We start from the raw sequence: 21,860 nt of genomic DNA, 5'->3' as shown, positions 1-21,860 counted from the left end.
CATTGCCACTCAGGAAGCGGGAGACGCGTTGGTCATGTGGGTTCCCATCACAGGACCTATAATCATGACCATTGACCAAATCGCGTCACAAATTGACTCTCTCCGCACGGACTTGATCCGTTCAAATCCACCTCTGGTAATGACCAGCGCCGAAGCCGCCGAGTTTCTTGGTGTTTCGGATGAAACGATGCTTCGCTGGCGCAAAGACGGTTTTGGACCGTCATATTCACAGCCCAATTGCCGAATTGTGCGATACCTTCGCGACGACGTGGTCGCATGGCTTGAGGAGAATCGGTGATGGCCCAGAAAATAGACAGTGTCGTTTTTCAAGAAGCCGACGCCATCAAGCAATTCCTCCTTGGGCAGAACAAGCGCGTCGAGGCATGGTTCGCCGAAAACTGGGAACGTCTCGACGACATGACAGGGCCGATCCACAAAAGCACCGTGTCAAAGGCATTGAGCGGTATGCCTGTCGTTGAACCAGTCGCGAACGCCTTGGACGTCATGTTCGACGAAATCCGGGCCGACCCTTGGGCATGGTGTGAACCGCCTGAGTCGATTGACGACCTGACATCTTACGCACCGATGAATTGGTGGTTCAAAACCCTTGAACTCGGCAAGGTTATGAAGTGGTCGCGGTTTGAGGCGATGCGCACGCGACCGTTCTCGGACAACCAACGCGAAGACGTGCAGCAGCGCCTCAGCGAATGGCGTGAACGGCTTCGCCGGGTATGCGATCAGTTCAATCGCGATCAGGCCCTTGTGCGTGCGTTAGAGTCGGATGACGATCCTGAGTATCAATGGTGGGTGCGCGATGGTGACGAAATTCGACTTGGGCGGGGCGATGGGGCATTCCGTCGCCGTGTCGGCAATCCAGGGCTGCACGGTCGGTCGGACGACGAGATCGGCATGGCTTGGGTGCTCGCAGATGCGACTTTGACGCTGCCCGACGTTGCGCGCGCCGAGTTGACCTATTCGCGGCCGCAGGGCGTTCCTGTTGCCGATCACTATTCAGAGCCAGTCGAGCCTTGGAACGGTCAGGAGTTCGCGGGGATCGAAATTGCAGAAGTCGGTGGGCAACAGGTGAAGCATCGCGTTTGCTTCTATTGGTATGGGGATCGCTATCACGTCGAAGACGTCGAACCCTTTGCAGAAATCTGGGACGATGGGTGGCGCGCGCCGTCTCAGGATGAACGCGATCTACTGGAAACCGGAATGCAGGTCACGAGTATGACCAAGGCCCAGTTCGAAGCGCAACGGGATGAATGGATAGACAGGGCTTGGAAGTCTCGAAATGAAAACATGACGTCTATGGAGCGCGTCATGAAACCTGATGGCATTCCAAGGTCTGAGATTGAAGCTGATTTCCAGAGCCGATTGGATGGTATCGACGACGAAAAGGCACGCGACGAGCAGCGGGAGATTGCTCGCCGCAGGAATGCCTTTAGGCGGGGATTGCGTCGGCGAACAATTCACCCATGATCTGACGCCGCTTGTCGCGGTCAACACGATCCCGCAGCCATTGGGAACAGGTTGCGGGGTCGTCGAGCACGCCTGCGCGTGCCATGCGGTTCAGAAGGCGGGGGTGGACTGTGGGCGGGAAGTCAAAAGGCATTCGGGTCATCCTTTTCCGTTGGGGTTGATGCTTGGCATCATACAGGCGGCGTGCAGCGGTATCCGACCACGGAACAAGGTGGGAATAACTCGGTTATAGGTCCAAGGATGATGCGCGTACTGCACAGGCGGTTTGCATTTGAGCGCGCGTGCGCGTGCGCGCGTAAAACGACAACGGCAGTCAACATTGTCGACCGCTGTTGTTGCAACTCACGTTGTTGAGCAAAACTCGTGCAGGGCGTGCAGCACGTGCATCAGTTGTAATGATTACAAAAGGTTAGTGGTGAATTGGCGTGCATCAGAGCGTGCAGGATTGTGGCGCAAGAAAGCAGTAACACGTTGAGAATAAATAGTTTTCGCGTGCATCATGTCCAAGGCTGTATGATCTAATCGGTGTTTTGCTTTGCAATCCTGATCATCGCATACGCGTAAAGCGGTAATCGTCTTGATCAATATCGTCCCTGTCTCCCGTCAGAAAGACGTCCCCTTGAGGCGTCTCTCAAGCCCAACTGATAGGCTATCAGTGGGTCCAGTGCGCCAACTCATTGAACTGTAAGCATCATTCTGCATTCGCGACTTGTAACGCACCGCATGTTACAAGGTTTTCGTCGATTTAGCCTCGACCACCCCCTTTCTCTGCCGCCGATCACCGGACCCGGGCGCATTTAGAAGATCACAAATCCACGATTTTCCCACCGCACCCGCACGGCACATTTCCCCTATGTCCTGCCACCGCATCAAAGCCGCAGCGAAACCGCGTCAGCAACGCGTTCTTGCCCATACGCCCCACCATGATGCCCGCCACCCTACTACCGCCCGTCTCTGATGCGCTCTGCAAGCCAGCGCAAACCGCCCATACGCGCCACCTGCTTTTCGCGGTTCGCTACCTGAAACTCCGGGAACGCCCACTAATCGTTCCTGATATGTTCTCTCCATGCTCGCACGTCGGCGGATAGCCCGCACCTGTCCGCCGACAACCAAACAGAGAAAGAAAATCGAATGCCTCTCCAATCCGTCACAATCCAGCCGACGCCTCACGGCTCCCGCCTCTTGGCCGAAGACATTCACACGGCCTTCCACATGGACGTGCCGCTGCCCCCTGATGACCTCCACCAACTGATCATCGCCGCCGCCAAATCGGACGACCTGCATCCGCGCGCCGAACTCATGGGCGTGATCGCTGATCGAACGCCCAGCGGCGTGCGTATCCGCGTTGTCGCGAATTCGGCCCACTTCGACATTCCTTGGCCCCTGATCGTGCGAGGCATCAAGTGACCAAGATCAAGCACCGCACCTACCAAGAGCAGCGCCAAGCCTATGACAAAATCCGCGATGTGATCGCGGGCGAAGACCGGCTGAAAAATGCAGGCGCACGATACCTCCCCGAACCCGAAGGCATGACCACCTCCCAATACACCCGCTATGTGCAGGGGTCTTCCTTCTATGCGGTCGCCGAGCGCACTCTGCGCGGCATGGTCGGTGCGGTAACTCGAAACGCCCCAGTCCTTGAATTGCCCGAACGGATTGCAGAGATGCGCGACGCGGCAACCTTCGAGGGGCATTCGCTCGACGTGCTTCTGGAAAGTGCGTTGCGCGAAGTCATGTCCCTTGGCAGGTTTGCAATGCTGCTCGACTACCCGACCGACGGCGCGGCCCCCGGCTCTGCGCCGTTCATTTCCACCTTCGACGCAGAGTCGATCTTGGACTGGAAAGAGGAACTTGTCGGCGGGCGTCAAAAACTGACCTACCTGCGTCTGCACGAAACCAACCACGATCTCGAAGACACGGGCGTCGAGCAGCACCTCGTCCTGACACTTGATCCCGCCTACACGGTCAAACGCTACCACGTCAAATCGCAGCGCAACGGCCCTGACATTCAGACCGTCGAAGAGGTTCAAGTCGGTGAAGACATCACGCCGACAATCGACGGGTCGCCAATGTTCGACATTCCGGCGGTGATCGTGTCACCCTACAACCTGAAAGCCGATGTTGAAAAGCCGCCGTTCCTTGACCTTGTGAACGTCAACCTCGCGCACTGGCGCGTGAGTGCGGACTATTACTGGTCGCTCTACCTGACGTCTCAGCCGACGCCTTGGGTCGCCGGGTCGATCAATGAGAAGAACATTCCGAGGCAAATCGGCAGCGGCGCGTTCTGGGTTCTGCCTCAAGGCGCACAAGCAGGAATGCTCGAGTTCACGGGCGCAGGCATCGCTGCGCAAAAAACCGCCCTCGACGATCTCACGGCACAAATGGCAACGCTTGGTGCGAGGATGGTCTATGATGGCAAAGGCCGCAACGAGACCACCGACACGGCCCGTCTGCGCCACCGCTCCGAATTGTCCCTGCTTCACAGCAGCGTCAACATGGTCGAAAGCGGTCTGACGAAACTCCTGCGCCTTGCCGCTGAGTGGACTCGTCCCGGCACCGCCGACGATGTTGTCTTCAAACTGCACCGTGACTTCGTGACCGCCCAGATGGACCCGGCCATTCTCACAGCCCTGCTCAAGGCATACACCGCTGGCGCGATCTCCCACGACACCTTCCTGATGAATCTCAAGAAGGGCGAACTGATGGACGTGAACCGCGCACTCGACGATGAACGCGACCTGATCGAGGAGGACGATAACGTGCTGCCCATGACTGGGGTTGCGTGATGCTCACCGACCCCGATTTTGGCCAGCACAATTCGCGAACGCCGCCCGAAGAACTCCTGATCTTTGCAGTTCTGTCTCGTGCGATCTTGGACCTGTTCGGCCCCACCACTCTGGCGTCCAATCAGGCTGAGGGAAAAAAGTCGCGACACGAAGCCATGCGGTTTCTGACGGACCATTCGGGCGCGTGGGCGAAGCGGCGAACTGAGCTTTGCGACGCCATCGGTTTCAACAGTGACGACGTTCGGGCGCGCGTCGTCCGCGTTCTCGAAGGCGACACGAAGGCTCTCGACCACTACGAGGGGCGCGGCTCTCTGAACCATGTCGAAGTGGCCCGTGAGCTATGGGAGCGTGAAAAAGCCGCGCGGGCGCGACCTCCTGACCGACGACGCAAGGAACCGAAACGGAAAGCAGTTCGATACATGGAGGCACGCCCCAAGGTCATGGCGCTTCTGGATCGACCGCGCACCGTAAAGGAACTGTCTGACGAAACTGGATTCTCCGACGGCGTGATCCGCACCGTACTGAACAAGGCGATTGAGAAAGGCACCGTCGAGAAGAACGGCCATGAATACCGAGGACTACCCGATACTTCGGTTGCGGCTGCGGCGGCGTAGCACCGATATTCGATCTACAGAACGCGAGTTAGGCTCAACTTTCTGGTCTTGTGATGGAAACGGGGCGGGTTGGGCATGACCCGCCCCAATCACGAGGAACCAGAAATGGCCGACGAAAACTACAAGCAAGCAGAAGCCCTGATTGCCGCACTCGCACCGAAAATCGCAGAGGCGATCCTTCCCCAAATCACGGAATCCGTTGAAACCCAAATGAAAGGTCTCAAGGACAAGAACGACGAGCTTCTGGACAAGCTCGCGAAGCAGAAAGCGGACGACAACCACAGCAAGCTGCTCGCTGCCGCTGAAAGCCAGTACAAAGCCCGCCTTGACGGCAACGGCGTGTATCAGGGGCGCAAACCCGGCGACTCGATCAAGATCAAGAAGTCCGATGCGCGAAACGTGAAGGCATACCGCGACGCCAAGGCTCTGGCCGAAAAACAGGGCGTGCCGCTTGAGATCGTGGCCAATGACTAAGAAGGTCACTCTGGTGCCCGGAAAGGGGCCGGTGGAGACCCCACGCAAGAAGCCGGGACCGCCCAAAGGCACGCCGCGAAAGAAAACCCAGCCGCACAAAATGGCGGTGCTCCCGGATGCAAAACGGGAGCATTACACGCGGGAGATCGTTCTCGGGCGCATGTCGATGTTTCAGGCGGGCAAAGAGCTTGGGATTTCCGATACGTCGGTTGCGCGGTATATCACCCAACTCCCCGAAGAGGAAAAACTGGCGATCCTCGCGACCGCAATGCACGACGCCAAAGTCAAAACGGCAATGCAGCACGCAGCAATCGTCAACGAGTTTGGCGAGGACACCGACAAAGACCTCAAATGGGTTCTTCGTGAGCTAAAGGCACTTCTGGAATCCGCGAAGGGTGACGAAGACCGCATGATGCAGTTGGGTGCGCTGAAAGAGCTTCGTCAGAGCCTCATGTCGCTGGCCGACCTGCATGGCAAGCTAAACAAGAAGATGGACATCCACCTGAACCTGAACGAAAGCCCTCAATTCATCCAGTTGCGTTCGATCATCCTGAAAGTGCTCAACAACCACCCAGCGGCCAAGCACGAGTTTCTGAACGAGATGGACGCTATGGGGGTCATTCAGGAACCTGTCCTTGTCGATGATCGGAGGCCGTGATGCCGTCCCAAGTCGCAAAAGCAGCCGTCGGGATCGTGAACCAACTCGAAAAGGTCGATCTCGAAAGCCCGCGTGATATGCGCGAACAGTTCGAGTCTGCGCCGCCCATTGTCGTCAAACTCCTGTCCGAATTGGCCGCGCGCCGGATGCTAAAACCAGCGACACGGTGGCCGGGGCAAAACCGATGATCCACGACCCGCACCTTCTGTCCTTCCTGCAAGGTCTGACGGTCAGCCTCGATCCAGTCGAGCGGTTCCGTCTGGCTATCGGTGAGCCTGATCCTTGGCAACGAACGCTGCTGTCCACCGATCCGCGTTTAGACGAGGCGGATCGAATGGTCCTCGCTTTGTGCGGTCGGCAGTCAGGCAAATCGACCTCTGCGGGCGGTCTCGGGTATGATGATTTCTCGCAGGGCAAGACGGTGATCCTGACAGCCCCCAGCTTGCGGCAATCGACCGAATTGTTCCGCCGGATTCTGGAATTCAAGAACACCGATCCGTTCTGCCCGCCCATCGTGCGCCAGACGCAAACGGAACTTGAGGCGCACCCGTCACACGGCGGGCGGATCATCGTTGTGCCTGCAACCGATCAGGCGCGCGGGATGACGGCAGACACCATTATCGCGGACGAGGCGTGCTTCCTCGACGACGATGCTCTGACGGCCTTCTTCCCGATGAGGCGCGAGACAGGTCGCATCTTCCTGCTGTCCACGCCGAACCTGCGCACCGGCTATTTCTACGAGACATGGACAGGTGACAAACAGGTGCGCCGCATCATGGCGCGCTCCATCGACATCCCCCGGCGCGCGGCCCAAGTCGCCTTCGACAAAGCCACCATGTCCGACACCACCTTCCGGCGCGAACACCTGTGCGAGTTTGTTGGCTCCGGCACGCCCCTCCTGTCTTGGGACACGCTCGAAAACTCAAGCAACCCGAACGTCAACGCATTGGAGCTGTCATGACCCCCGACAACCCGCCCAAGTATGAATTCCTGAAAGACGGGCGTCTTGTCCTGCCATCGAACGCCGACCCTGCGGCCTATGGCACGGTCGTTCACGGCTGGCTGAAACATCACGTTGGCATGGATTTGGGGCGCAACGACCCTTCTGCAATCGTGGTGATCCGCGACGAATGTTACCCGCAATTCACAGGTCGAGGGTTCGAGCAGGAACTTGGCCCGCGCAAATGCACCGTCGTCTTTCAAGAGACGATCCAGCTTTACAGCTACACGGACCTTGCCGACTTCTTGGTAAAGCGTCTGAACCAGATTCCGCACTGGTCCCTCGCCATCGACGCATCAGGCTTGGGCGCGCCATTCTCTTCGACCTTGGACAATGCAGGGATCGAACACCACGCCGTTGTCATGACCGCAGGCGCGAACATGTCCCGCAGCGGCAAGGACGTGAAAATCGCGAAGACGATGCTTCTGGAGAACATGGCCGTCGGCCTTGAGACCGGCGCGCTCACCGTCGCCCATGACCTTGAAGGGAAGCAAGACCTGCTGAATGAGATCGCCAGCTTTGAACTCGCCAGCACATCGTCGGGCAATCTCGTGTTGCAGGGCGGTGGAAAAGGCCACCATGCCGACCGGGCCATCGCAACGGCCCTCGCATACTTGTCCGCAACCCATCTCGAAACGACCCTCAGCGGTTCGTATCGGCTGCACGGCTGGGCCTGAATCCTTGCTGTCGCTTAGGTTGTGTGCGACGCTCGTCGTATGGAACCAGACAGCAAACGCTTTAACAAATGGGGTCTGACAGGCGATCCCGAAGAGGACAGGCGACGCAAAATCGCGATGCTCAATCGCGTCAATAAGCTGCGCGAGGCTTTCGAGGCCAGCCAACATGTCCAGATTGATCTACTCGCGGGCTTGGGCGGCAACGCGGAGCATGACAAATCGAAATCCAAGCGAACGTCGAAGTGGAGGAAGGATCGAGAAACGATCATGAAAGCCCTTGCGCTCGGCCTTCATGAATACATCCCAGAGGAAATGGCGCGGTACTACGGCTACACCTCTAGGCCCGAACCCGACAGCCACCCGACAAACTACGAGGACGACGGCAAAGCGCCGTTTTGACCCGCGCTCGCGTCTTGCTCGCTGCATTGGCTTTGGCCATTTTCACTTGCGGTCGGAGAACGACTGACTTCTCATAGCAGTGGATGAGCGAAGCTGCGTTACCCGTCCAATTGACAGCACGAATGCTCCGGTTGACGCTTCAGGGTTGTCTTCGTGGGTTCCAACGACGCTCAGGCGTGATACGAGTGCGTAGCTGCGATGTAGTTATTGATGGGCGCAATGGATAAAGTTAAAGCACAAGAACTTGAAGAGAAGCTTTCTGGGACAATTCTGCAAGACTGGAAGGTCTCCGCGTTAATTAATCACGGAAAATCTGCTGCTGTTTTTAAAGGCTACCATGTCACCACCGGTGATTTGGTCGCCGTGAAAGTGTTTGATGATGAACTGATCGCCAGATATGGCGATGCTGCCCAAATCGCAAGAATAAAGCGGGAATTGGATCTCGTTGGAAAATCCCACGCCAACATGGTCGAAATCCTTGGGGGAGGTTTTGACTGTAATACAAACAATCACTACCTAGTGATGCAGTATTTGGATGGGCCAAATCTAAAAGAATGCCTGCAAGATGTTCCCATTGAACACGTCCCCACCCTTGTCTCGCAACTTGCCAGTTGTTGTGAGTATCTCGAAACACTCGGTCTAGTACACCGAGACATCAAACCCGAAAATATTGTTCTGGTCGATGACCTTTCGCGTCTGATGCTATTGGATTTCGGAGTGGTAAGGCCGGTTGGGCAAGGAGACGTAACGGATGAAGACGGGGTTCAAGCCTTTGTCGGCACGCTGCAATATAGTTCACCGGAGTTCTTGCTGCGTACGGAAGAAGACAGCATCGAAGGTTGGCGCGCTCTGACTTTCTACCAAATTGGTGCCGTGCTACATGATTTAATTATGCGCAAGCCAATTTTTTCTGAAAGCACCCAGCCATACGCTCGCCTTGTAAATGCGGTTCAGCAAGATACCCCAACAGTTGCCAGTTCATCTTATCCAAGCTATTTGATCGAAACATCGAAGATGTGCCTCAGCAAACAGCCTGATTTGAGGATCAAACTACTAAATTGGTCTTCGTTTCATCCGCCAAAAAATCAAGAGAATTCACTAGAAGAAATACGAAAAAGAGTTTCTCAGAGAACACTGACGATAGCATCTAGCCAAGATCAAGCCACGGACGCAGGTGATCAACAAGCATCGCTTCTGGAGGACGTGATTTCACACCTTAAGGTCAAGGTGCGAAGCGTTCGAAACGCCAATCAAGCTGCTTTTCCGCCGACGACGATTACCCGCGACGGTCACACTCTAATTGTAGACTTTGACGCATCGGCCTCTCACAGCCTCGCTGGCAAGCTTCGCATTTACTTGCGCATTGAGGTGTTGGACGCCGCATCGGGTCTAATCATGGTTGAAGGAGCAGGAGTGTATACCCAAGAGGACGCGAAGGCACCGGACAGTTGGTCGGTATTGCACCAAGGCCTGTCGTCTGGCGGTGATCTAAGTTCCGCAATCGAGACCTGCATGTACTTGGCAATGGATCGAGCACAACAGATAGTTGGGGAGTTCGGATGTATGGTCCTTGATCTTGGCGAGACTGCAGAAGGGCAAGACTGATGGCTGATACTTGGTGGACAAACCCCTCCGAACTCGACGAAAAGCAGAAGGCAGTGATTGCACTCCCCGCAGACGGGCACAATCTTGTCGTTGGGCCACCTGGCTGTGGAAAGACCAATCTACTGCTGCTGAGGGCATCCTACCTACACGCCAGCGGCCTGAAGAATATCGCAGTTTTGACCTTTGCAAGATCGCTGCGGGAGTTTCTCGCTTCTGGTGCGAGCAACTACTCTTTCGCAAGCGACAAGATACAGACATACGTCCGCTGGGGAAGTGGCGTGCTGGCTGAAAACGGGGTCTCACAGACTCAAGGGAAGGGGTTTGAGGAAACACGAGCCGGGCTTCTAGATGGACTGCGCAGTGTGGCCGACCTAGCGCTGCCGCAGAACCAGTTTGACTGCATCCTGTTGGATGAGGCGCAAGACTACACGTCTGCTGAACTTGAAGTGCTGCTAAATTTCACCCCGCGTCTTTTCGCAGTTGGTGACCGCAATCAGAGAATCCAGTCGGAGGACGCCGACGCACTGCAGTTCCTCGAAGAACACGGAATTGGTTTGACAACCTTGAAGTACCACTACCGAAACGGCCTCAAGATATGTCGCGTGGCAGACGGTATTCATGGGCTTGTGGACCACGCCGACGGCATGGAGGCAACTTCGAACTATGACGAAGCGGCCTATCCGTCTACCGTTCAGTGCTTTGGCGAGTTGTCGCTCGATGAGCAAATAGAAAAGGCTCTCGATGCGATACCAGATCAACTGGCTGCGTATTCTGACGAGTATATTGGCGTCTTGTGTCCCCGGAAAGAGGAACTAGATGCGGTGGGCGAGGCTCTTTTGGCTTCTAGCATTGCAGATCAAGTCCATGTTCAGCATGGTGACTACGAGTCTCTTTCAACTGATCGTCGCGTTGTAGTCACCACTATTCACGGGGCCAAAGGCCTTGAGTTTAGGGCTGGGCACATCATTTCAGCCGACTTGGTCAAGAAATTTCGACTGCAGAAGAAAATGGCCTACACCGCCGTCACTCGCTGCAAGACGTCGCTTGCGGTCTACCATCAAAATGACCTGCCGGGTTATTTTGAAAATGGCCTACAGGCGTGTTCAGGTCCAACGAAAGAACCGAATTTGGATGATCTATTTGGTGGAGGTGCAGCATGAAGGTAGCTTCGCTTGATAGAGAAGAACTGGTCGAGTGGCTGGGTAACCAAGATCAACTGCCGACAGAACGGCTCACAGCCAAGCTTCTCAAGAATACGGCGCCTGATCGAGTCCTGATAGTTTGGGACAGCGATGGGCAGCCAAATGCGACCCCTATCATATCGGTTCACCAAAATGGAATGCGAGATTTCTTCGCTTTCGTTAGCACTTACATTTCAGCATTCAAACCGTTCTCCGCTTACTTCACAGTCGTTCCAGTCGAAAAATTGGAGCGCGTGGTTTCCACTAAATCTTTGGATGGAGTATCAAAGGAAAACTTCTCAAAGCTTGTAGCCGTTGCATTTGCTGAGGCCTTTGCACAGTCACGCGGGAAAGTACGTTCGCTGAATGATCTAACTGTTCAAGGTGTTCAAGCCACACTTTCTGCCTCACTTATGTCGGCAATTTGGAAAGGCTTTGAGCCAGACGAACTGGCGCAGCTATCGAAGCGTTGGGTCGAATCCCGCAGACTAACCTCCAGTGGAGAACTGGCCATACCGCCAAACATAGTATCGGAAGTTTGGGAGGACATTGGTGTCGGCGTTTGGGCAAAACCGACTACAACGCGTCGGCATCCCCGCAAAAAGGTCGCAAGTTACGTTGGCGAGTTCTTCAATGGGTCGCAGTCATTTGAAGATTGGTTTCTACCCATTGCAAAGGAAGCGTTGGGTACTGAGGAAGCTGTGGTCACCCTAAAAGGATCGAGAGAAGAACGAGTTAAAGCACTGCCCGGCATTTTAGAAGTGTTGTTCCGCGGTTCAACTGCAGACCAGTCATTGCTGGAGTTCGTTGCCGGTGGGCTGCTTTCAATGGTGGGAAACGGTTCAATGTCACAATTGCAGCAAACCGAGCTATTGGCGCGAGAACTCCCAAAATCGGCGCTGTGGTTTGGGGTGATGTCCGCCTTCCAATCGAGAACTGATGCGCTGACAGCTAGCAATTGTCTAGGTCGTCGAGTGCTTCGAGACCTACTCCGAGACGTAGACGTATTCAGCCCGCCTCACTATGATATTTCACTCGATGAATTGTCAGTGATAGGCGAAAAGGCACTGATAAGCGACGTGCTGAGAACTGACCATAGCGGCACAATAGACGTCGGATTGCTAGGTTCTGTTCACGCCCCGTTCCGGAGAACTCCTGCCAAGCGAGAGAACGAAGAATTGGTCCAGCAGAGCGCCAAAATTCAGTTCCAGAACGAGAGGATCGAAGAGCTTAGTTTTCTCCTTGACCGAGCCAGTCGATTGTTACGCGATTTGCGCAGTCCCACTCAGCGCGACCTGTTCGACAATGATGCAAGTCGACCAAGGAAACCTAGGTAGCTAGGCCAGAATTTGGTGACGTTGGGGGATCGCAACCACTATTGCCAAATCACCTCGCACTCGTGCAAGGTGCGAACAAATCAGAAACTTGGGGAACGGCAGGCATGCGATGAGCGCGTACGATCCACGATCAATAGCGAACCTCATGCTAGATGAGGCAGATCGGCGCGGACTGAGAATTACGAACCTGGCCCTGCAAAAGCTCCTGTACTTCGCCCACGGGATACACCTGACCAAAACCAAGAAACCGCTCGTGTCTGGTTACTTTGAGGCTTGGCAATACGGCCCTGTTCACCCGTCCGTGTATCGCGCATTCAAGTCATCTGGAGCGGCTCCGATTGCGACCCGCGCTGTTGGCAGAGACCCCTTGACCGGGAAAACTCGAGACCTGCCCAATCCCACGGATTTGCACGTTGTCGACTTGGTGTCTGACGTAATGAAGTCATATGGGCACATGTCGCCGGGTCGGCTTGTTGATCTTTCTCACGCCAAAAATTCTCCTTGGTCTGTGGTCGTGGACAAAGCGAGAACGAACGTTGCTTTTGGGATGCGTATACCGGATAATGTGATCATTGACCGATTCCAACACCACAAGGTGTCGGTGGACACAAGTCCTCGAGCAGGAGAACCGCCCAGTGACGATACGCCCTTTGCCTGACATTGACCTTGCGCGCATCGCGCCTCAACGCGATGACATGAAGCGCAGGAGTTTGGAGCAGATGAAGGGTGGGTTTTCGCCTTTTTCTTATAAACCTGTCCGTTCCTGTATCGACGACATTTTCAATGTTCAGCCTGAACTGGATTTGGGTGTTGCTAATCCAACTCCTTGGTCGGTTATCGAAGCTGAGCTGAAAAAGCGGTGCAAGCCAGACAAGCTCGACAAACAAGGTCGGAAGATCAGCGAGTTTGACATGAACCGGCGAGTTGCTCTCGGTCTGCACGACCTCGCCACGTCGGGACGTGTCTTTGGTCGCAAGCACGAGTTCTTTCCGCTTGCAATGGGGATGGGGCGAAAGGTGAATTTCTGGCTCCCGATGATCTTGGCAATCGACGAACGGGCAAGTGCGATTTTCATTGAACCGCGCCGCAGCCGGGGTTTGACAGCCGAGGGCCGACGATTTGCGTTTTCGATGATGCACGAGCGGATTCGAGCGGCTGATGAAGACTTTGCAGACGTTAGGTTGACCATCGCCCAGTTTGGAGACCCTGTGGATGGACGTCGTGCGGCCCGGCTTCACACGGATGAAGGTATCGAATTGTATACCCGTGAAGAACTCGAACTGTTGGTCGCATCTACCTACGAGATGTGGCGGGAAGTCTTGGAAGAGCGTGAGCGCGAGGCGCGTGGGCGTGCGACCGGCACTGGGCCTCTGATTTAGCGCAGCCCTTGTGACATCCTTGTAATGCTAGCCATTCGCCCTAAAAATAGTTTCAATATCAATCCGGTTAGTCGCTAGTCGAAGGAACTTTTAATCAGTGGGTCGCAGGTTCGAATCCTGCACGGCTCACCACTTTTTTAAATTAAATCAAAGACTTACGCGCCATCATGTGTGGTAGCTTTCGTGACGTACGGCTTGCCGGAAGCAATACGGAAGCAGTGTGACAGAGATTGAAGTGTGCCTATTGGATCACAGCAACCTCACTCGTTGGTCGAATTCAGGCAGAATGCAAATGGTTCAGACTTGGGCTTACTTGCCGCTGATCTTCAGGCGCCCTTGCTGCCTTGCTGCAGCGCGCCACAACTTTTTCCTAGCGCCGTCTGGCTCTAAGTTTCGGTACTTGCCGCCTGAAAACTTTGGCCAGTCCAGCGCCAGACCTTGTTTGACGAGTTCTGCGGCGAGATCGGTGCCATCAGGCAGCAGGCACTCTGCGACGATCCGGTCATAGGATACTTCGTCTTTTACAACCGCCGTGACTACATTGCCTTTACATAAGCGGATCAAAGCAAACTTTGACTTCTTGCCCCACGGGTGGTCCAGCTCGGGTGCGTCAATGCCTGCAATTCTTATTTTTGTACCACTTATGACGATGGTGTCCCCGTCAATTACATGACATTTCCCGGATAGCGTACGAACAGTTGGAGTTCGATTCCGTACTGGCGTCGCTCCGGTGTGTTTTGGCGGTACATGAGGCCGACGTTCTATCGGTTTTGGAGCCTCAGCGACTAGAGTAGGCCGTGGAGGTTTCTTCGAAAAAACACGTAGGAGAAATTTGAGCATAGCGCTTTGCCATCGAAACAACTTTGGTGAAGCATAGTTCCGAAACCTATCTGCTCCTAGTGGTTATTGAGAGCGCTATTTTCCCTTTGCTATTGTTGCGTAGACAGATCAGTCAGCACGGAGTAGGCGTTGATCTCCTTGAGTGCGACTAACACGGCCACCAAGCCGCCATTCGCCGCGTTCGCAGAACAAAGCACCACCAACGGCGGCAAGGCGCAAATAGCGGGCTTTGCAATGTGTGGCGATCGGTCAATGGCCGTCATTCGAGCCAGACGCAGCGCACTATCACTCCTTGCCTAACTTCAGCATGCTCGCACAGCACCTGACCACAAACGAAGCTAGTTAAAAACTCAGGCTTACAACACTGTCGCTGCGAGTAGCCAACTCGACGCCGAAGGTGAGCGAAAGTTCTCAAATTCTTCTCCAGATGGTTGTCCTTTCAACTGAAAGCATTCATGCTGATGTGAAGCTAGACGTGCTTGAAATTACAGGACTATTTAATGCCAAAAGACTTTACACCCGAGTTAGCCTTCAAGACCCTTGTTCGACTAAAAGGAAGAGCGGAACGCCTTGAGCCAGACCAGGTGGTCGAATCATTCTCGTCGGTTGGACCTTTGGAGGATTTGATCTCAACTGAAGACCATCAAGTGGTATTTGGCAGACGAGGTACAGGAAAAACGCATGCACTGCGATTTCTCTACTCAACTCAACTGGATCAGGGAGACTGTGCTCTGTTTGTTGATATGCGAAACCTTGGATCAGACGGATCAATGTATGGGGACCAGACTCTTCCTATCACCGACCGTTCAACACGTCTTCTCTTGGACACGCTTGCATTTATTCAAGACGGAATACTGGACTATTCTCTCAACGAACCAAATTCCAACTTGCCACAACTGGAACGGAACCTTGATGAATTCAATAATGCTTGTGCTCAAGTTCGGGTGGTTGGAGAAACAACAAGCTCCTATGAAGAAATTTCAGAGGAGGAGAAAACAAAAAAATCTGGTATTTCTGCGAAACTCGCGTCGCTCAAACCTGAGTTAGGTGCATCAGCGAATAGGGTTAACAACGAACAACTGACTTCGACCGAGAAACATCAGGTTGTGGGAACAGAAATTCTGACCGTACGGTTTCCCAATCTAAGCAGTTCGCTACAAAATCTTTGCAATGCACTTCCGGCGAAGCGAGTTTGGATCATTTTGGATGAGTGGAGTTCGATCCCGCAAGAAGTACAGCCTTTTCTTGCAGACATGCTGCGCAGAGTTTTCTTCACAATACCGCGCGTTACAGTGAAAATTGGCGCAATTGAACATCGAACTAAGTTCATGTTTGAGAACAGCTCTGGTGACGCTATTGGATTGGAGCCTACAGCTGATGTTAGGAATAATATTCGACTAGATGAGTTCCTGCTTTTCGACAACGACAAGGTTAGAAGTATCGCCTTCTTTAAGGAGTTTCTTTTCAAGCACGTCGTTAGCTACTGTCGCGACCAAGGTTGGCCAGAGCCGGATGATGCAGAGCAGCTCTATCGTCTTGCGTTTAACCAAAAGACATCCTTTGAGGAGTTTGTGAAATCGTCGGAAGGAGTTCCCCGAGACGCACTGCATGTTGCTTCTATGTGTGCACAAAAGGCTTACGGGAAGCAAATAGACATTCCGAATGTTCGAGCGGCTGGACATAAGTACTATCAGGAGGACAAGAGCTCTCAGGTGGATTCGAACCCTGCCCTACGAGATCTTCTGCAGTTTATTGTCGATACCTCAATCAGAAAAAAGAATACTAATGCATTCCTGCTAGAGGTTGGAAAAAGAGATAGAAATGTTGACCTCCTATTCGACCGCAGGCTAATCCACCTTCGGCAGAAAAATGTGTCCTCGAGAGACAGACCCGGCGTGCGATATTATCACTATAAAATCGACTACGGATGTTACGTAGACCTCATTGCCACAAAACTAATGCCAAAGGAGGTTAATTTCGATCAACAGAAAAACCTCGAAGACATCGTGGCTGGTGTAGAAGTTCCGGGAGAGGATGATGGGCGCTCTTACCGAAGGTCTATTCTCGAAATTGAAGAGTTTTATGGTAATCATCCGGAGCATCAGGAACCACAAAGTTTCTAGCAGCTCACTGCATCTAGAGTATCCGCTAGCTTTGGAACGCGGAAAGCCTACCGTACGTGAAATTCGTTCTGTGCGTCTCGATCATTTCTGCGATGCACAGCGAACGTCCCTTCTGTACCCAAGGAGTAGTTTACCTATGACCGCTCTGGGCTGTGGCCGACACTCTGCGCCAGCGAGGTCAACCGACCAGGGCAATGGCGGCTGTGGGCGCAAACTGCGCAACTGCACCCGGCACAAAAGAAGGCGGGTGCTCGTCAGCGGTCTACGCTATAAACCGATATCTGTTCTTAGCTTCGTTTAGCTTGTTCGCTGCACGCTCCGGATCGGCCATTATATTTTCTGAAATCCTGTCGCCAATACCTATCATGAAATCTCCCAACTCACTTTCCTGAGTATCTTCCAGCGCAGCCAGAGTGATACCAAGGCCAGCCAGTTGCGCCACTATCAACCTAATTTGCTCAGTGCGATGAACGTGCTTTACGTTTGTAGCGTCAACAAAGCTGCGCATTTCCAGCAAGTCATCTTCTGCCGATCCAGAAACCAAGTCCCAGATTTCATGGTTTGACCACCGGGCGCGATTTCCGTCGTCTGGATCAAGTTCGCAATAGCGTATCTTTTGCAGTGCCTCAGAAATGACGTCGCCAAACAGCGCGTCGAACTGGGGCCACGTCCTGATCTGCCACCGATCCTTGAGCAAATCCTTCCCGGCACGCACCTCAACCCGCCAAACGCGACTCTGTGAAGCCTCAGAATGGTCCAATGGCGGCAAACCATCCCGTTCTAGGTTGGCGTTCCAGATGTCCCACCAGATCGGCTTTTTCTTGTCGATCACTTCTCGGCGTTTGTCATAGATAATGACCTGCCGTCCCGGCATTTTGCCGACCGTGGCTGACGTAAACTGACCAGACTTACCGTTGCTGCGCATATCTTCTTGAGCGGCAAGATAATCGGCGCGGTTCGTGTGGCTGTGAATGACGAAGTTCTCGGGAACAAGTTCGAATTCTGGTGCAAGGATATCGACGCAGAAATCGGCGCGGCTGATACTGACTTGGTGCGCCTCATAGCGGATTCCAAGCCTAGTTAGGGTCTTATCTAAATAGGATCGCGCATACCCGAGGCCCTGTGTGGCGAGAAGCGTTGAACCCACCGAAACCCGAATGCCCCACGGGTCGCGTGCATTTGGCTTCTTGAAGAACCATGTGACGTCCAGAGGCCCGCCTTTGAGGATAAAGCGATATCCATTGCCACCATGAGGCAACAAATCAAAGTCCGCGCCACCATAGCTGAACGGAACGGGATGCCGCTCTTCCTCGGCTCGTTCCCGTTCGGTGTTCAGTAAGTCGAACAGTTCCTGAGAGATATTCGCCTGAATCGAAAGTGCGATAGTGTCGAATCCACGATGTACAACGTGCATTTTAAGGTCTCCTTGGGTTCCGGTATTTCCAGAGGGGGGTGCTACAATCACCCCCCTCTTTCGGCGAACGCCGCGCGATTTGGTTGAGGTTTGGAAAGGGGCGGGCGCTGATGCGCCCTTCGATAGTGCCTCCGGCGGGGCAGCTATTGTTTTGGGGCCGGGCTGGACGCCCGGCAGATGTTATTGGCTGGCTGCGGCCTGCTTCCGTGAAATCCAGTTTTCTGCACGCTCAGCACATTTAGCGACGTTGAGCAGGTCATTGTGAGAGAACGCGCTAGTGGTGCGCCAATCGCCTTCCCCGTTCTTGTACGACCGTGCGATATCGACGGAGAAAAACCCGTCATTGTCCCAGATCGTTGCGGTAATGAGCCCGATTTTGAATTTGAAAGCGGGTTGTTGTGTCATGATGAACTCCTTTTTGAACCGTCTGGCAGACACAGAAAGGGCGCGAGGTGGCGACACCCCGCGCCCCTGAGAGCCATCCGGCCCCAAAAACCCGCTCAGCGCTGCCAACTCTGAGCGGGCAAAACTCGAGTATTAGGAAGGTGCAGTGCTGGTATTGGCGACCCGCTTTTCAGCAATCCATTTTCGAAGATCGCGGCGAGTGTAACGGACGGAGCGGCCGGAGACTTTGATGAAGAGTGGCCCACCGCCGCGCACACGCCAATTTTGCAACGCCCGGACTGAGTAGCACAGGTAATTCGCAGCCGCTTTTTCGTCGATCAATTGATCAAGGTAGTCTGGGTTAGGTTGTGTCTGCATCTTCGCCTCACTGTTCTGAAATGCGTTGAAGGCAGACTGCAGCGTTTTCGATTTAATTGGTAACACCACATAGGTTTTTTTTCACAACCTATGTGGCGTGTAATTGTTCACGCCTCTTCAAATAGTCGATTGATGCGTTTTCCGAGAGCAACAGCCGTGCCATAGCTTTCCGGCACGCACTCATCCAAAATTGCTTTGACCATGTTGAAAAACTTACCACCAAACTCATCTTTCGACGTCTCATCTCGGTAGCAATGCGATGCGGCGGGGTGATTGGTTTCTGCTTCATAGAGCGAGGCCATGTCGACTAGCAACTGGTCGAGTGCCGGGTTGGCGCTGCCCTTCTTAGTCCCCTTGGACTCGTCCAGTAAGCCCAGCTCGACGCGGCAGGCCTCAATGATTTTAGTTGCCGCTGATTGCGCGTGTTCCAGACTATCATCATCTTCCGGAAGCGGTTGCTCGAGGTTGAAAACATCGAAACCCTGCCACCTGTCATTTAGTGATTGTGCATCTAAGACAGTCTCAAGAGATCGTCTGACTTCGGGATGCAGTGTTTCCATAGCAGCGAGGAAACTGTGCGCCTTGTCATGCAATTTGGATAGCTGCTTTCTCCGCTCCATACGCATCACTTGGGGTGCCTTGGCGAGAAATCGTTGATATCGCGTCAGGACGTGAACAAGCCGTTCTCGGAATACAATTTCTTCCCGCTGTGCTCCGATCAGCTTGCGCATCCTGTCTACCAGCTCAATCGATAGGTTTTGGTCTACTTCGTCTCGAATGGTTTGACCGCACTCTACCTCTTCCGCCACAATCTCCGCTCCGTATATAGCCTTCAATTCCATACGTCTCGTATACGTAGAAACGTCGCTTTGGAATGCCGACTACATAGGCGCACCAATAAATAGGTATACCTATACGTAGGGCGTCGCGGCTCCTGAGTTGATCCCTATGTAATGTAGATGAGCACAACAACCCTTGGTGGTGTCGCGGCTCCTGAGTTGATCCCTATGTAATGTAGATGAGCACAACAACCCTTGGTGGTGTCGCGGCTGCATGGAGTTCAAATAGCGTTAGTCATCACGACTTCCCGCACGCTTTGACCTAAGAAACGCGCGCGCTTAATTGGCACTGAAACCAGCAAGCCGAACCAAGTTCACTTCCGATATTGTGCTGGGGAATTCCAACGATGAATCACGCAGGCCTGAAACCCTGATTCATGGAATCACTTGTTTTGCATGGCTGCTGGATTCGATCAACAGGAAAGGCATCCACGACTTCTGTGGATAAGTGCGCGGATAATTTGGCGCTGAGTACGCGTTTCATCTTAAAAACTAAAGGTTTCACTCTGTTTGCCTAAAATTTAGGCGGCAAATTTCATATTTGTTTTACAATGCTTTTTTGGTTGTTTTTTTCTCGCGCCAAAAAGGAACTCGGCTGTTGCGCGTTGTTTTTTGGCAACGTGCATGAGGCCTTGAGATTCGGTGTACAACTGTACCTAGCGGCACCTATTCCAAATACTCGCCTTAAAATTTCATCCTGAGCCTTTACTGCACTGTGAGCCAGCAAAGCCATGTTTTGCTATTGAACGGCCCGCAAAGGCGCGATCCGCACGTCTTTGCGCACGGCGCGCGCCAGCCGCGATGCCACCGATCCAGCCGCCCGTTGCACCGCATCATCTGCCAGATGCGCATAGCGCAGGGTCGTTGTCAGGTTCTTGTGCCCCATAATCTCCTTTAGGGTGAATGGATCGATTCCGTCTTTCATCGCCACCGAAGCGTATGTGTGCCTGAGATCGTGTATACGGACGTCTTCCAAACCTGCTGCCTTACGTATACGCCGCCACGGCTTTTGCAGGTTGTTGAGCGGCCCTGTTTCCGACTCGCCCAATATGACGTAAGGGTTTTCCGGTTGCCGGGGCAGGTCCATCAGGATGTCATAGGCTTCCCTCGGCAGAGGAATGCAGCGGCGACCGGTCTTGCTGTCCGGCAATTCCAGATGGTGCGAGGTTACATAATCCCAGCGCAGCGTCAGAATCTCACTGAGGCGGCATCCGGTGTAGATCAGCAGCAGCAGGGCCGAGACGACGTACACAGTCTCTGTGCCGTCTTCCAGCGCCTCTGCCAGCACTTCGCCAAGCCGTATCTGTTCAGCATCTGACAGGTAACGTTTCTTCTCTTCTTCACGGAATTTCTTGATCCGGCGCGCGGGGTTTGATCCCGATTGCCGCAATCCCCAATCCTCGGCCAGATTGAACAGCTTCGACAACATGGCCGCCGCCCGGTTGGCCTGATAGGGCGTTTCGCGCAACCCGTGGTGAAACGCCACCACGTCGGCGCGGGTCACTTCGGCAATCGGTATGGGGCCAAACTTGGGGCGGATAAATCGGCGAATGACACTGTGATAGTCGCGTGCCGTGGTCGGCTTGCAATGCTGGTCGACATATTCCTCCAGAAACCGATCACAAAGCCCCGCCACGGTCGGCGCGCGTCGTTTGGCCTGTCTCTCGGCGGAAGGGTCCGATCCGCGCGCCACGTCACCCAAAAGCTGCTTCGCCCGTGTCCGCGCTTCCTCGGCGGTCAGAACGCCATGCTGGCCGATGGTGATCCGCCGTGTCCGTCGTCCGGCCCGGTATTGGACCAGATAGGTCTTCTTGCCGGACGGATAGACCCGCAGCCCAAAGCCGCGCATGTCCCGGTCCCAGACAAGGTATTCTTTGGTCTCAACGGCAAGCCCCTCAACAGCGCGTTTTGTCAGTTTGAACATATCCAGAACACTCCTTGCTTCCGGCCTGCTTCCGGAAGCTATACGGAAGCAATTGGCGGCGAATTCCGGAGTAATTCATGAATTCAAGGCGCAACGAAGGTCAACGTAAATATTTGTTTTCGCTTCGTTTTTGTCAGTATGGCGAAATCTGGCGAAATGCGGAGAAATTGCTCTGGCCGTTCTTTTAATCAGTGGGTCGCAGGTTCGAATCCTGCACGGCTCACCACTTTTTTCTTAGGGTTTAGCAAGAATAGGCGAGAATTTCTCACGCCTACAGCAACCACCTAGCACCGCCCGCACAATGCTCTGGGATATACACCACCGGCTCCGGAAACCATCGTTCAGATGGGCCAAAGGCCGGTCATG

At 54.0% G+C, this 21,860-nt stretch carries 24 protein-coding genes; 17 read left to right on the top strand and 7 right to left on the bottom strand.

Translation table 11 applies throughout. The features are described from left to right. The first annotated feature begins 34 nt into the window (after positions 1-34). A complete protein-coding gene (locus tag ACR0IK_RS09490) occupies positions 35-298 on the top strand; it encodes a helix-turn-helix domain-containing protein (RefSeq protein ID WP_480641300.1) in 264 nt (87 codons plus the stop codon). After that, positions 298-1,482, top strand: coding sequence for a hypothetical protein (locus ACR0IK_RS09485; protein ID WP_480641299.1), 1,185 nt, complete (start codon positions 298-300; stop codon positions 1,480-1,482). Before ACR0IK_RS09490 ends, ACR0IK_RS09485 begins: the two co-directional genes overlap by 1 nt. Here ACR0IK_RS09485 and ACR0IK_RS09480 read toward each other — a convergent pair. Further along, complete coding sequence (locus ACR0IK_RS09480; protein WP_480641298.1) at positions 1,445-1,615, bottom strand: hypothetical protein; 171 nt, start codon at positions 1,613-1,615, stop codon at positions 1,445-1,447. The genes ACR0IK_RS09485 and ACR0IK_RS09480 overlap by 38 nt on opposite strands. Positions 1,616-2,613: 998 nt before the next feature. On the opposite strand from ACR0IK_RS09480, the gene ACR0IK_RS09475 reads away from it, so the two are divergent. The 14 genes from ACR0IK_RS09475 to socB all read left to right on the top strand — a co-directional run bounded on the left by ACR0IK_RS09475 (position 2,614) and on the right by socB (position 13,592). Further along, the gene (locus ACR0IK_RS09475) at positions 2,614-2,889 is read left to right on the top strand and encodes a hypothetical protein (RefSeq protein ID WP_480641297.1); all 276 of its coding nucleotides are present in this window, start codon (positions 2,614-2,616) and stop codon (positions 2,887-2,889) included. Then, on the top strand, positions 2,886-4,268 hold the full coding sequence (locus ACR0IK_RS09470) for a DUF4055 domain-containing protein (RefSeq protein ID WP_480641296.1): 1,383 nt from the start codon (positions 2,886-2,888) through the stop codon (positions 4,266-4,268). Before ACR0IK_RS09475 ends, ACR0IK_RS09470 begins: the two co-directional genes overlap by 4 nt. After that, positions 4,268-4,882 carry a hypothetical protein gene (locus tag ACR0IK_RS09465; protein ID WP_480641295.1) on the top strand — a complete coding sequence of 205 codons (615 nt, stop codon included), beginning with the start codon at positions 4,268-4,270 and terminating at the stop codon, positions 4,880-4,882. The genes ACR0IK_RS09470 and ACR0IK_RS09465 overlap by 1 nt, the downstream gene beginning before the upstream one ends. A 105-nt stretch (positions 4,883-4,987) precedes the next feature. Continuing rightward, entirely contained in the window at positions 4,988-5,356 is a 369-nt protein-coding gene (locus tag ACR0IK_RS09460) for a hypothetical protein (RefSeq protein WP_480641294.1), read from the top strand. Then, positions 5,349-6,014, top strand: a complete 666-nt coding sequence (locus ACR0IK_RS09455) for a hypothetical protein (protein WP_480641293.1) — start codon at positions 5,349-5,351, stop codon at positions 6,012-6,014. The genes ACR0IK_RS09460 and ACR0IK_RS09455 overlap by 8 nt, the downstream gene beginning before the upstream one ends. Beyond that, the gene (locus ACR0IK_RS09450) at positions 6,014-6,202 is read left to right on the top strand and encodes a hypothetical protein (protein WP_480641292.1); all 189 of its coding nucleotides are present in this window, start codon (positions 6,014-6,016) and stop codon (positions 6,200-6,202) included. Before ACR0IK_RS09455 ends, ACR0IK_RS09450 begins: the two co-directional genes overlap by 1 nt. Then, on the top strand, positions 6,199-6,975 hold the full coding sequence (locus tag ACR0IK_RS09445; RefSeq protein WP_480641291.1) for a terminase large subunit domain-containing protein: 777 nt from the start codon (positions 6,199-6,201) through the stop codon (positions 6,973-6,975). Before ACR0IK_RS09450 ends, ACR0IK_RS09445 begins: the two co-directional genes overlap by 4 nt. After that, on the top strand, positions 6,972-7,691 hold the full coding sequence (locus ACR0IK_RS09440) for a hypothetical protein (RefSeq protein ID WP_480641290.1): 720 nt from the start codon (positions 6,972-6,974) through the stop codon (positions 7,689-7,691). The genes ACR0IK_RS09445 and ACR0IK_RS09440 overlap by 4 nt, the downstream gene beginning before the upstream one ends. A gap of 39 nt (positions 7,692-7,730) precedes the next feature. Continuing rightward, the gene (locus tag ACR0IK_RS09435; protein ID WP_480641289.1) at positions 7,731-8,090 is read left to right on the top strand and encodes a hypothetical protein; all 360 of its coding nucleotides are present in this window, start codon (positions 7,731-7,733) and stop codon (positions 8,088-8,090) included. Positions 8,091-8,309: 219 nt separating this feature from the next. Then, complete coding sequence (locus ACR0IK_RS09430) at positions 8,310-9,695, top strand: serine/threonine protein kinase (RefSeq protein WP_480641288.1); 1,386 nt, start codon at positions 8,310-8,312, stop codon at positions 9,693-9,695. Beyond that, complete coding sequence (locus ACR0IK_RS09425; RefSeq protein ID WP_480641287.1) at positions 9,695-10,855, top strand: AAA family ATPase; 1,161 nt, start codon at positions 9,695-9,697, stop codon at positions 10,853-10,855. The genes ACR0IK_RS09430 and ACR0IK_RS09425 overlap by 1 nt, the downstream gene beginning before the upstream one ends. Then, the gene (locus ACR0IK_RS09420) at positions 10,852-12,213 is read left to right on the top strand and encodes a hypothetical protein (protein ID WP_480641286.1); all 1,362 of its coding nucleotides are present in this window, start codon (positions 10,852-10,854) and stop codon (positions 12,211-12,213) included. Before ACR0IK_RS09425 ends, ACR0IK_RS09420 begins: the two co-directional genes overlap by 4 nt. A 109-nt stretch (positions 12,214-12,322) precedes the next feature. Then, positions 12,323-12,871: a type VI toxin-antitoxin system SocA family antitoxin gene (gene socA / locus ACR0IK_RS09415; protein WP_480641285.1), complete on the top strand. Its 549-nt coding sequence runs from the start codon at positions 12,323-12,325 to the stop codon at positions 12,869-12,871. Beyond that, positions 12,849-13,592, top strand: a complete 744-nt coding sequence (socB, locus tag ACR0IK_RS09410) for a type VI toxin-antitoxin system SocB family DNA replication inhibitor toxin (protein ID WP_480641284.1) — start codon at positions 12,849-12,851, stop codon at positions 13,590-13,592. Before socA ends, socB begins: the two co-directional genes overlap by 23 nt. A 309-nt stretch (positions 13,593-13,901) precedes the next feature. On the opposite strand, the gene ACR0IK_RS09405 is transcribed toward socB, so the two are convergent. Continuing rightward, positions 13,902-14,432, bottom strand: a complete 531-nt coding sequence (locus ACR0IK_RS09405; protein WP_480641283.1) for a thermonuclease family protein — start codon at positions 14,430-14,432, stop codon at positions 13,902-13,904. A gap of 500 nt (positions 14,433-14,932) precedes the next feature. On the opposite strand from ACR0IK_RS09405, the gene ACR0IK_RS09400 reads away from it, so the two are divergent. Further along, positions 14,933-16,555, top strand: coding sequence for an ORC-CDC6 family AAA ATPase (locus ACR0IK_RS09400; RefSeq protein ID WP_480641282.1), 1,623 nt, complete (start codon positions 14,933-14,935; stop codon positions 16,553-16,555). 262 nt (positions 16,556-16,817) lie between these two features. Here ACR0IK_RS09400 and ACR0IK_RS09395 read toward each other — a convergent pair whose 3' ends face one another. The 5 genes from ACR0IK_RS09395 to ACR0IK_RS09375 form a co-directional block, all read right to left on the bottom strand. Beyond that, the gene (locus ACR0IK_RS09395) at positions 16,818-17,969 is read right to left on the bottom strand and encodes a hypothetical protein (RefSeq protein WP_480641281.1); all 1,152 of its coding nucleotides are present in this window, start codon (positions 17,967-17,969) and stop codon (positions 16,818-16,820) included. A gap of 180 nt (positions 17,970-18,149) precedes the next feature. Next, positions 18,150-18,374 carry a hypothetical protein gene (locus ACR0IK_RS09390; protein WP_480641280.1) on the bottom strand — a complete coding sequence of 75 codons (225 nt, stop codon included), beginning with the start codon at positions 18,372-18,374 and terminating at the stop codon, positions 18,150-18,152. Positions 18,375-18,506: 132 nt separating this feature from the next. Further along, a complete protein-coding gene (locus ACR0IK_RS09385) occupies positions 18,507-18,731 on the bottom strand; it encodes a helix-turn-helix transcriptional regulator (protein ID WP_480641279.1) in 225 nt (74 codons plus the stop codon). Between the two features lie 107 nt (positions 18,732-18,838). Next, complete coding sequence (locus tag ACR0IK_RS09380; RefSeq protein WP_480641278.1) at positions 18,839-19,462, bottom strand: hypothetical protein; 624 nt, start codon at positions 19,460-19,462, stop codon at positions 18,839-18,841. Between the two features lie 847 nt (positions 19,463-20,309). Continuing rightward, positions 20,310-21,494, bottom strand: a complete 1,185-nt coding sequence (locus ACR0IK_RS09375) for a tyrosine-type recombinase/integrase (RefSeq protein ID WP_480641277.1) — start codon at positions 21,492-21,494, stop codon at positions 20,310-20,312. Positions 21,495-21,860: the final 366 nt, after the last annotated feature.

Source organism: Ruegeria sp. BF7 (genome assembly GCF_056538605.1).
Note: the sequence above shows the minus strand (reverse complement) of the source record. Positions and strands in the feature narration are given on the sequence as shown.

Coding starts and splice junctions, on each gene's coding strand:
- ACR0IK_RS09445 (WP_480641291.1), top strand. CDS start 6,199: ATGATCCACGACCCGCACCTTCTGTCCTTCCTGCAAGGTCTGACGGTC.
- ACR0IK_RS09450 (WP_480641292.1), top strand. CDS start 6,014: ATGCCGTCCCAAGTCGCAAAAGCAGCCGTCGGGATCGTGAACCAACTC.
- ACR0IK_RS09465 (WP_480641295.1), top strand. CDS start 4,268: ATGCTCACCGACCCCGATTTTGGCCAGCACAATTCGCGAACGCCGCCC.
- ACR0IK_RS09420 (WP_480641286.1), top strand. CDS start 10,852: ATGAAGGTAGCTTCGCTTGATAGAGAAGAACTGGTCGAGTGGCTGGGT.
- ACR0IK_RS09435 (WP_480641289.1), top strand. CDS start 7,731: ATGGAACCAGACAGCAAACGCTTTAACAAATGGGGTCTGACAGGCGAT.
- ACR0IK_RS09385 (WP_480641279.1), bottom strand. CDS start 18,731: ATGCAGACACAACCTAACCCAGACTACCTTGATCAATTGATCGACGAA.
- ACR0IK_RS09375 (WP_480641277.1), bottom strand. CDS start 21,494: ATGTTCAAACTGACAAAACGCGCTGTTGAGGGGCTTGCCGTTGAGACC.
- ACR0IK_RS09405 (WP_480641283.1), bottom strand. CDS start 14,432: ATGCTCAAATTTCTCCTACGTGTTTTTTCGAAGAAACCTCCACGGCCT.
- ACR0IK_RS09380 (WP_480641278.1), bottom strand. CDS start 19,462: ATGCGCAAGCTGATCGGAGCACAGCGGGAAGAAATTGTATTCCGAGAA.
- ACR0IK_RS09400 (WP_480641282.1), top strand. CDS start 14,933: ATGCCAAAAGACTTTACACCCGAGTTAGCCTTCAAGACCCTTGTTCGA.
- ACR0IK_RS09425 (WP_480641287.1), top strand. CDS start 9,695: ATGGCTGATACTTGGTGGACAAACCCCTCCGAACTCGACGAAAAGCAG.
- ACR0IK_RS09430 (WP_480641288.1), top strand. CDS start 8,310: ATGGATAAAGTTAAAGCACAAGAACTTGAAGAGAAGCTTTCTGGGACA.
- ACR0IK_RS09490 (WP_480641300.1), top strand. CDS start 35: ATGTGGGTTCCCATCACAGGACCTATAATCATGACCATTGACCAAATC.
- ACR0IK_RS09475 (WP_480641297.1), top strand. CDS start 2,614: ATGCCTCTCCAATCCGTCACAATCCAGCCGACGCCTCACGGCTCCCGC.
- ACR0IK_RS09485 (WP_480641299.1), top strand. CDS start 298: ATGGCCCAGAAAATAGACAGTGTCGTTTTTCAAGAAGCCGACGCCATC.
- ACR0IK_RS09440 (WP_480641290.1), top strand. CDS start 6,972: ATGACCCCCGACAACCCGCCCAAGTATGAATTCCTGAAAGACGGGCGT.
- ACR0IK_RS09480 (WP_480641298.1), bottom strand. CDS start 1,615: ATGCCTTTTGACTTCCCGCCCACAGTCCACCCCCGCCTTCTGAACCGC.
- ACR0IK_RS09460 (WP_480641294.1), top strand. CDS start 4,988: ATGGCCGACGAAAACTACAAGCAAGCAGAAGCCCTGATTGCCGCACTC.
- ACR0IK_RS09455 (WP_480641293.1), top strand. CDS start 5,349: ATGACTAAGAAGGTCACTCTGGTGCCCGGAAAGGGGCCGGTGGAGACC.
- ACR0IK_RS09395 (WP_480641281.1), bottom strand. CDS start 17,969: ATGCACGTTGTACATCGTGGATTCGACACTATCGCACTTTCGATTCAG.
- ACR0IK_RS09390 (WP_480641280.1), bottom strand. CDS start 18,374: ATGACACAACAACCCGCTTTCAAATTCAAAATCGGGCTCATTACCGCA.
- socA (WP_480641285.1), top strand. CDS start 12,323: ATGAGCGCGTACGATCCACGATCAATAGCGAACCTCATGCTAGATGAG.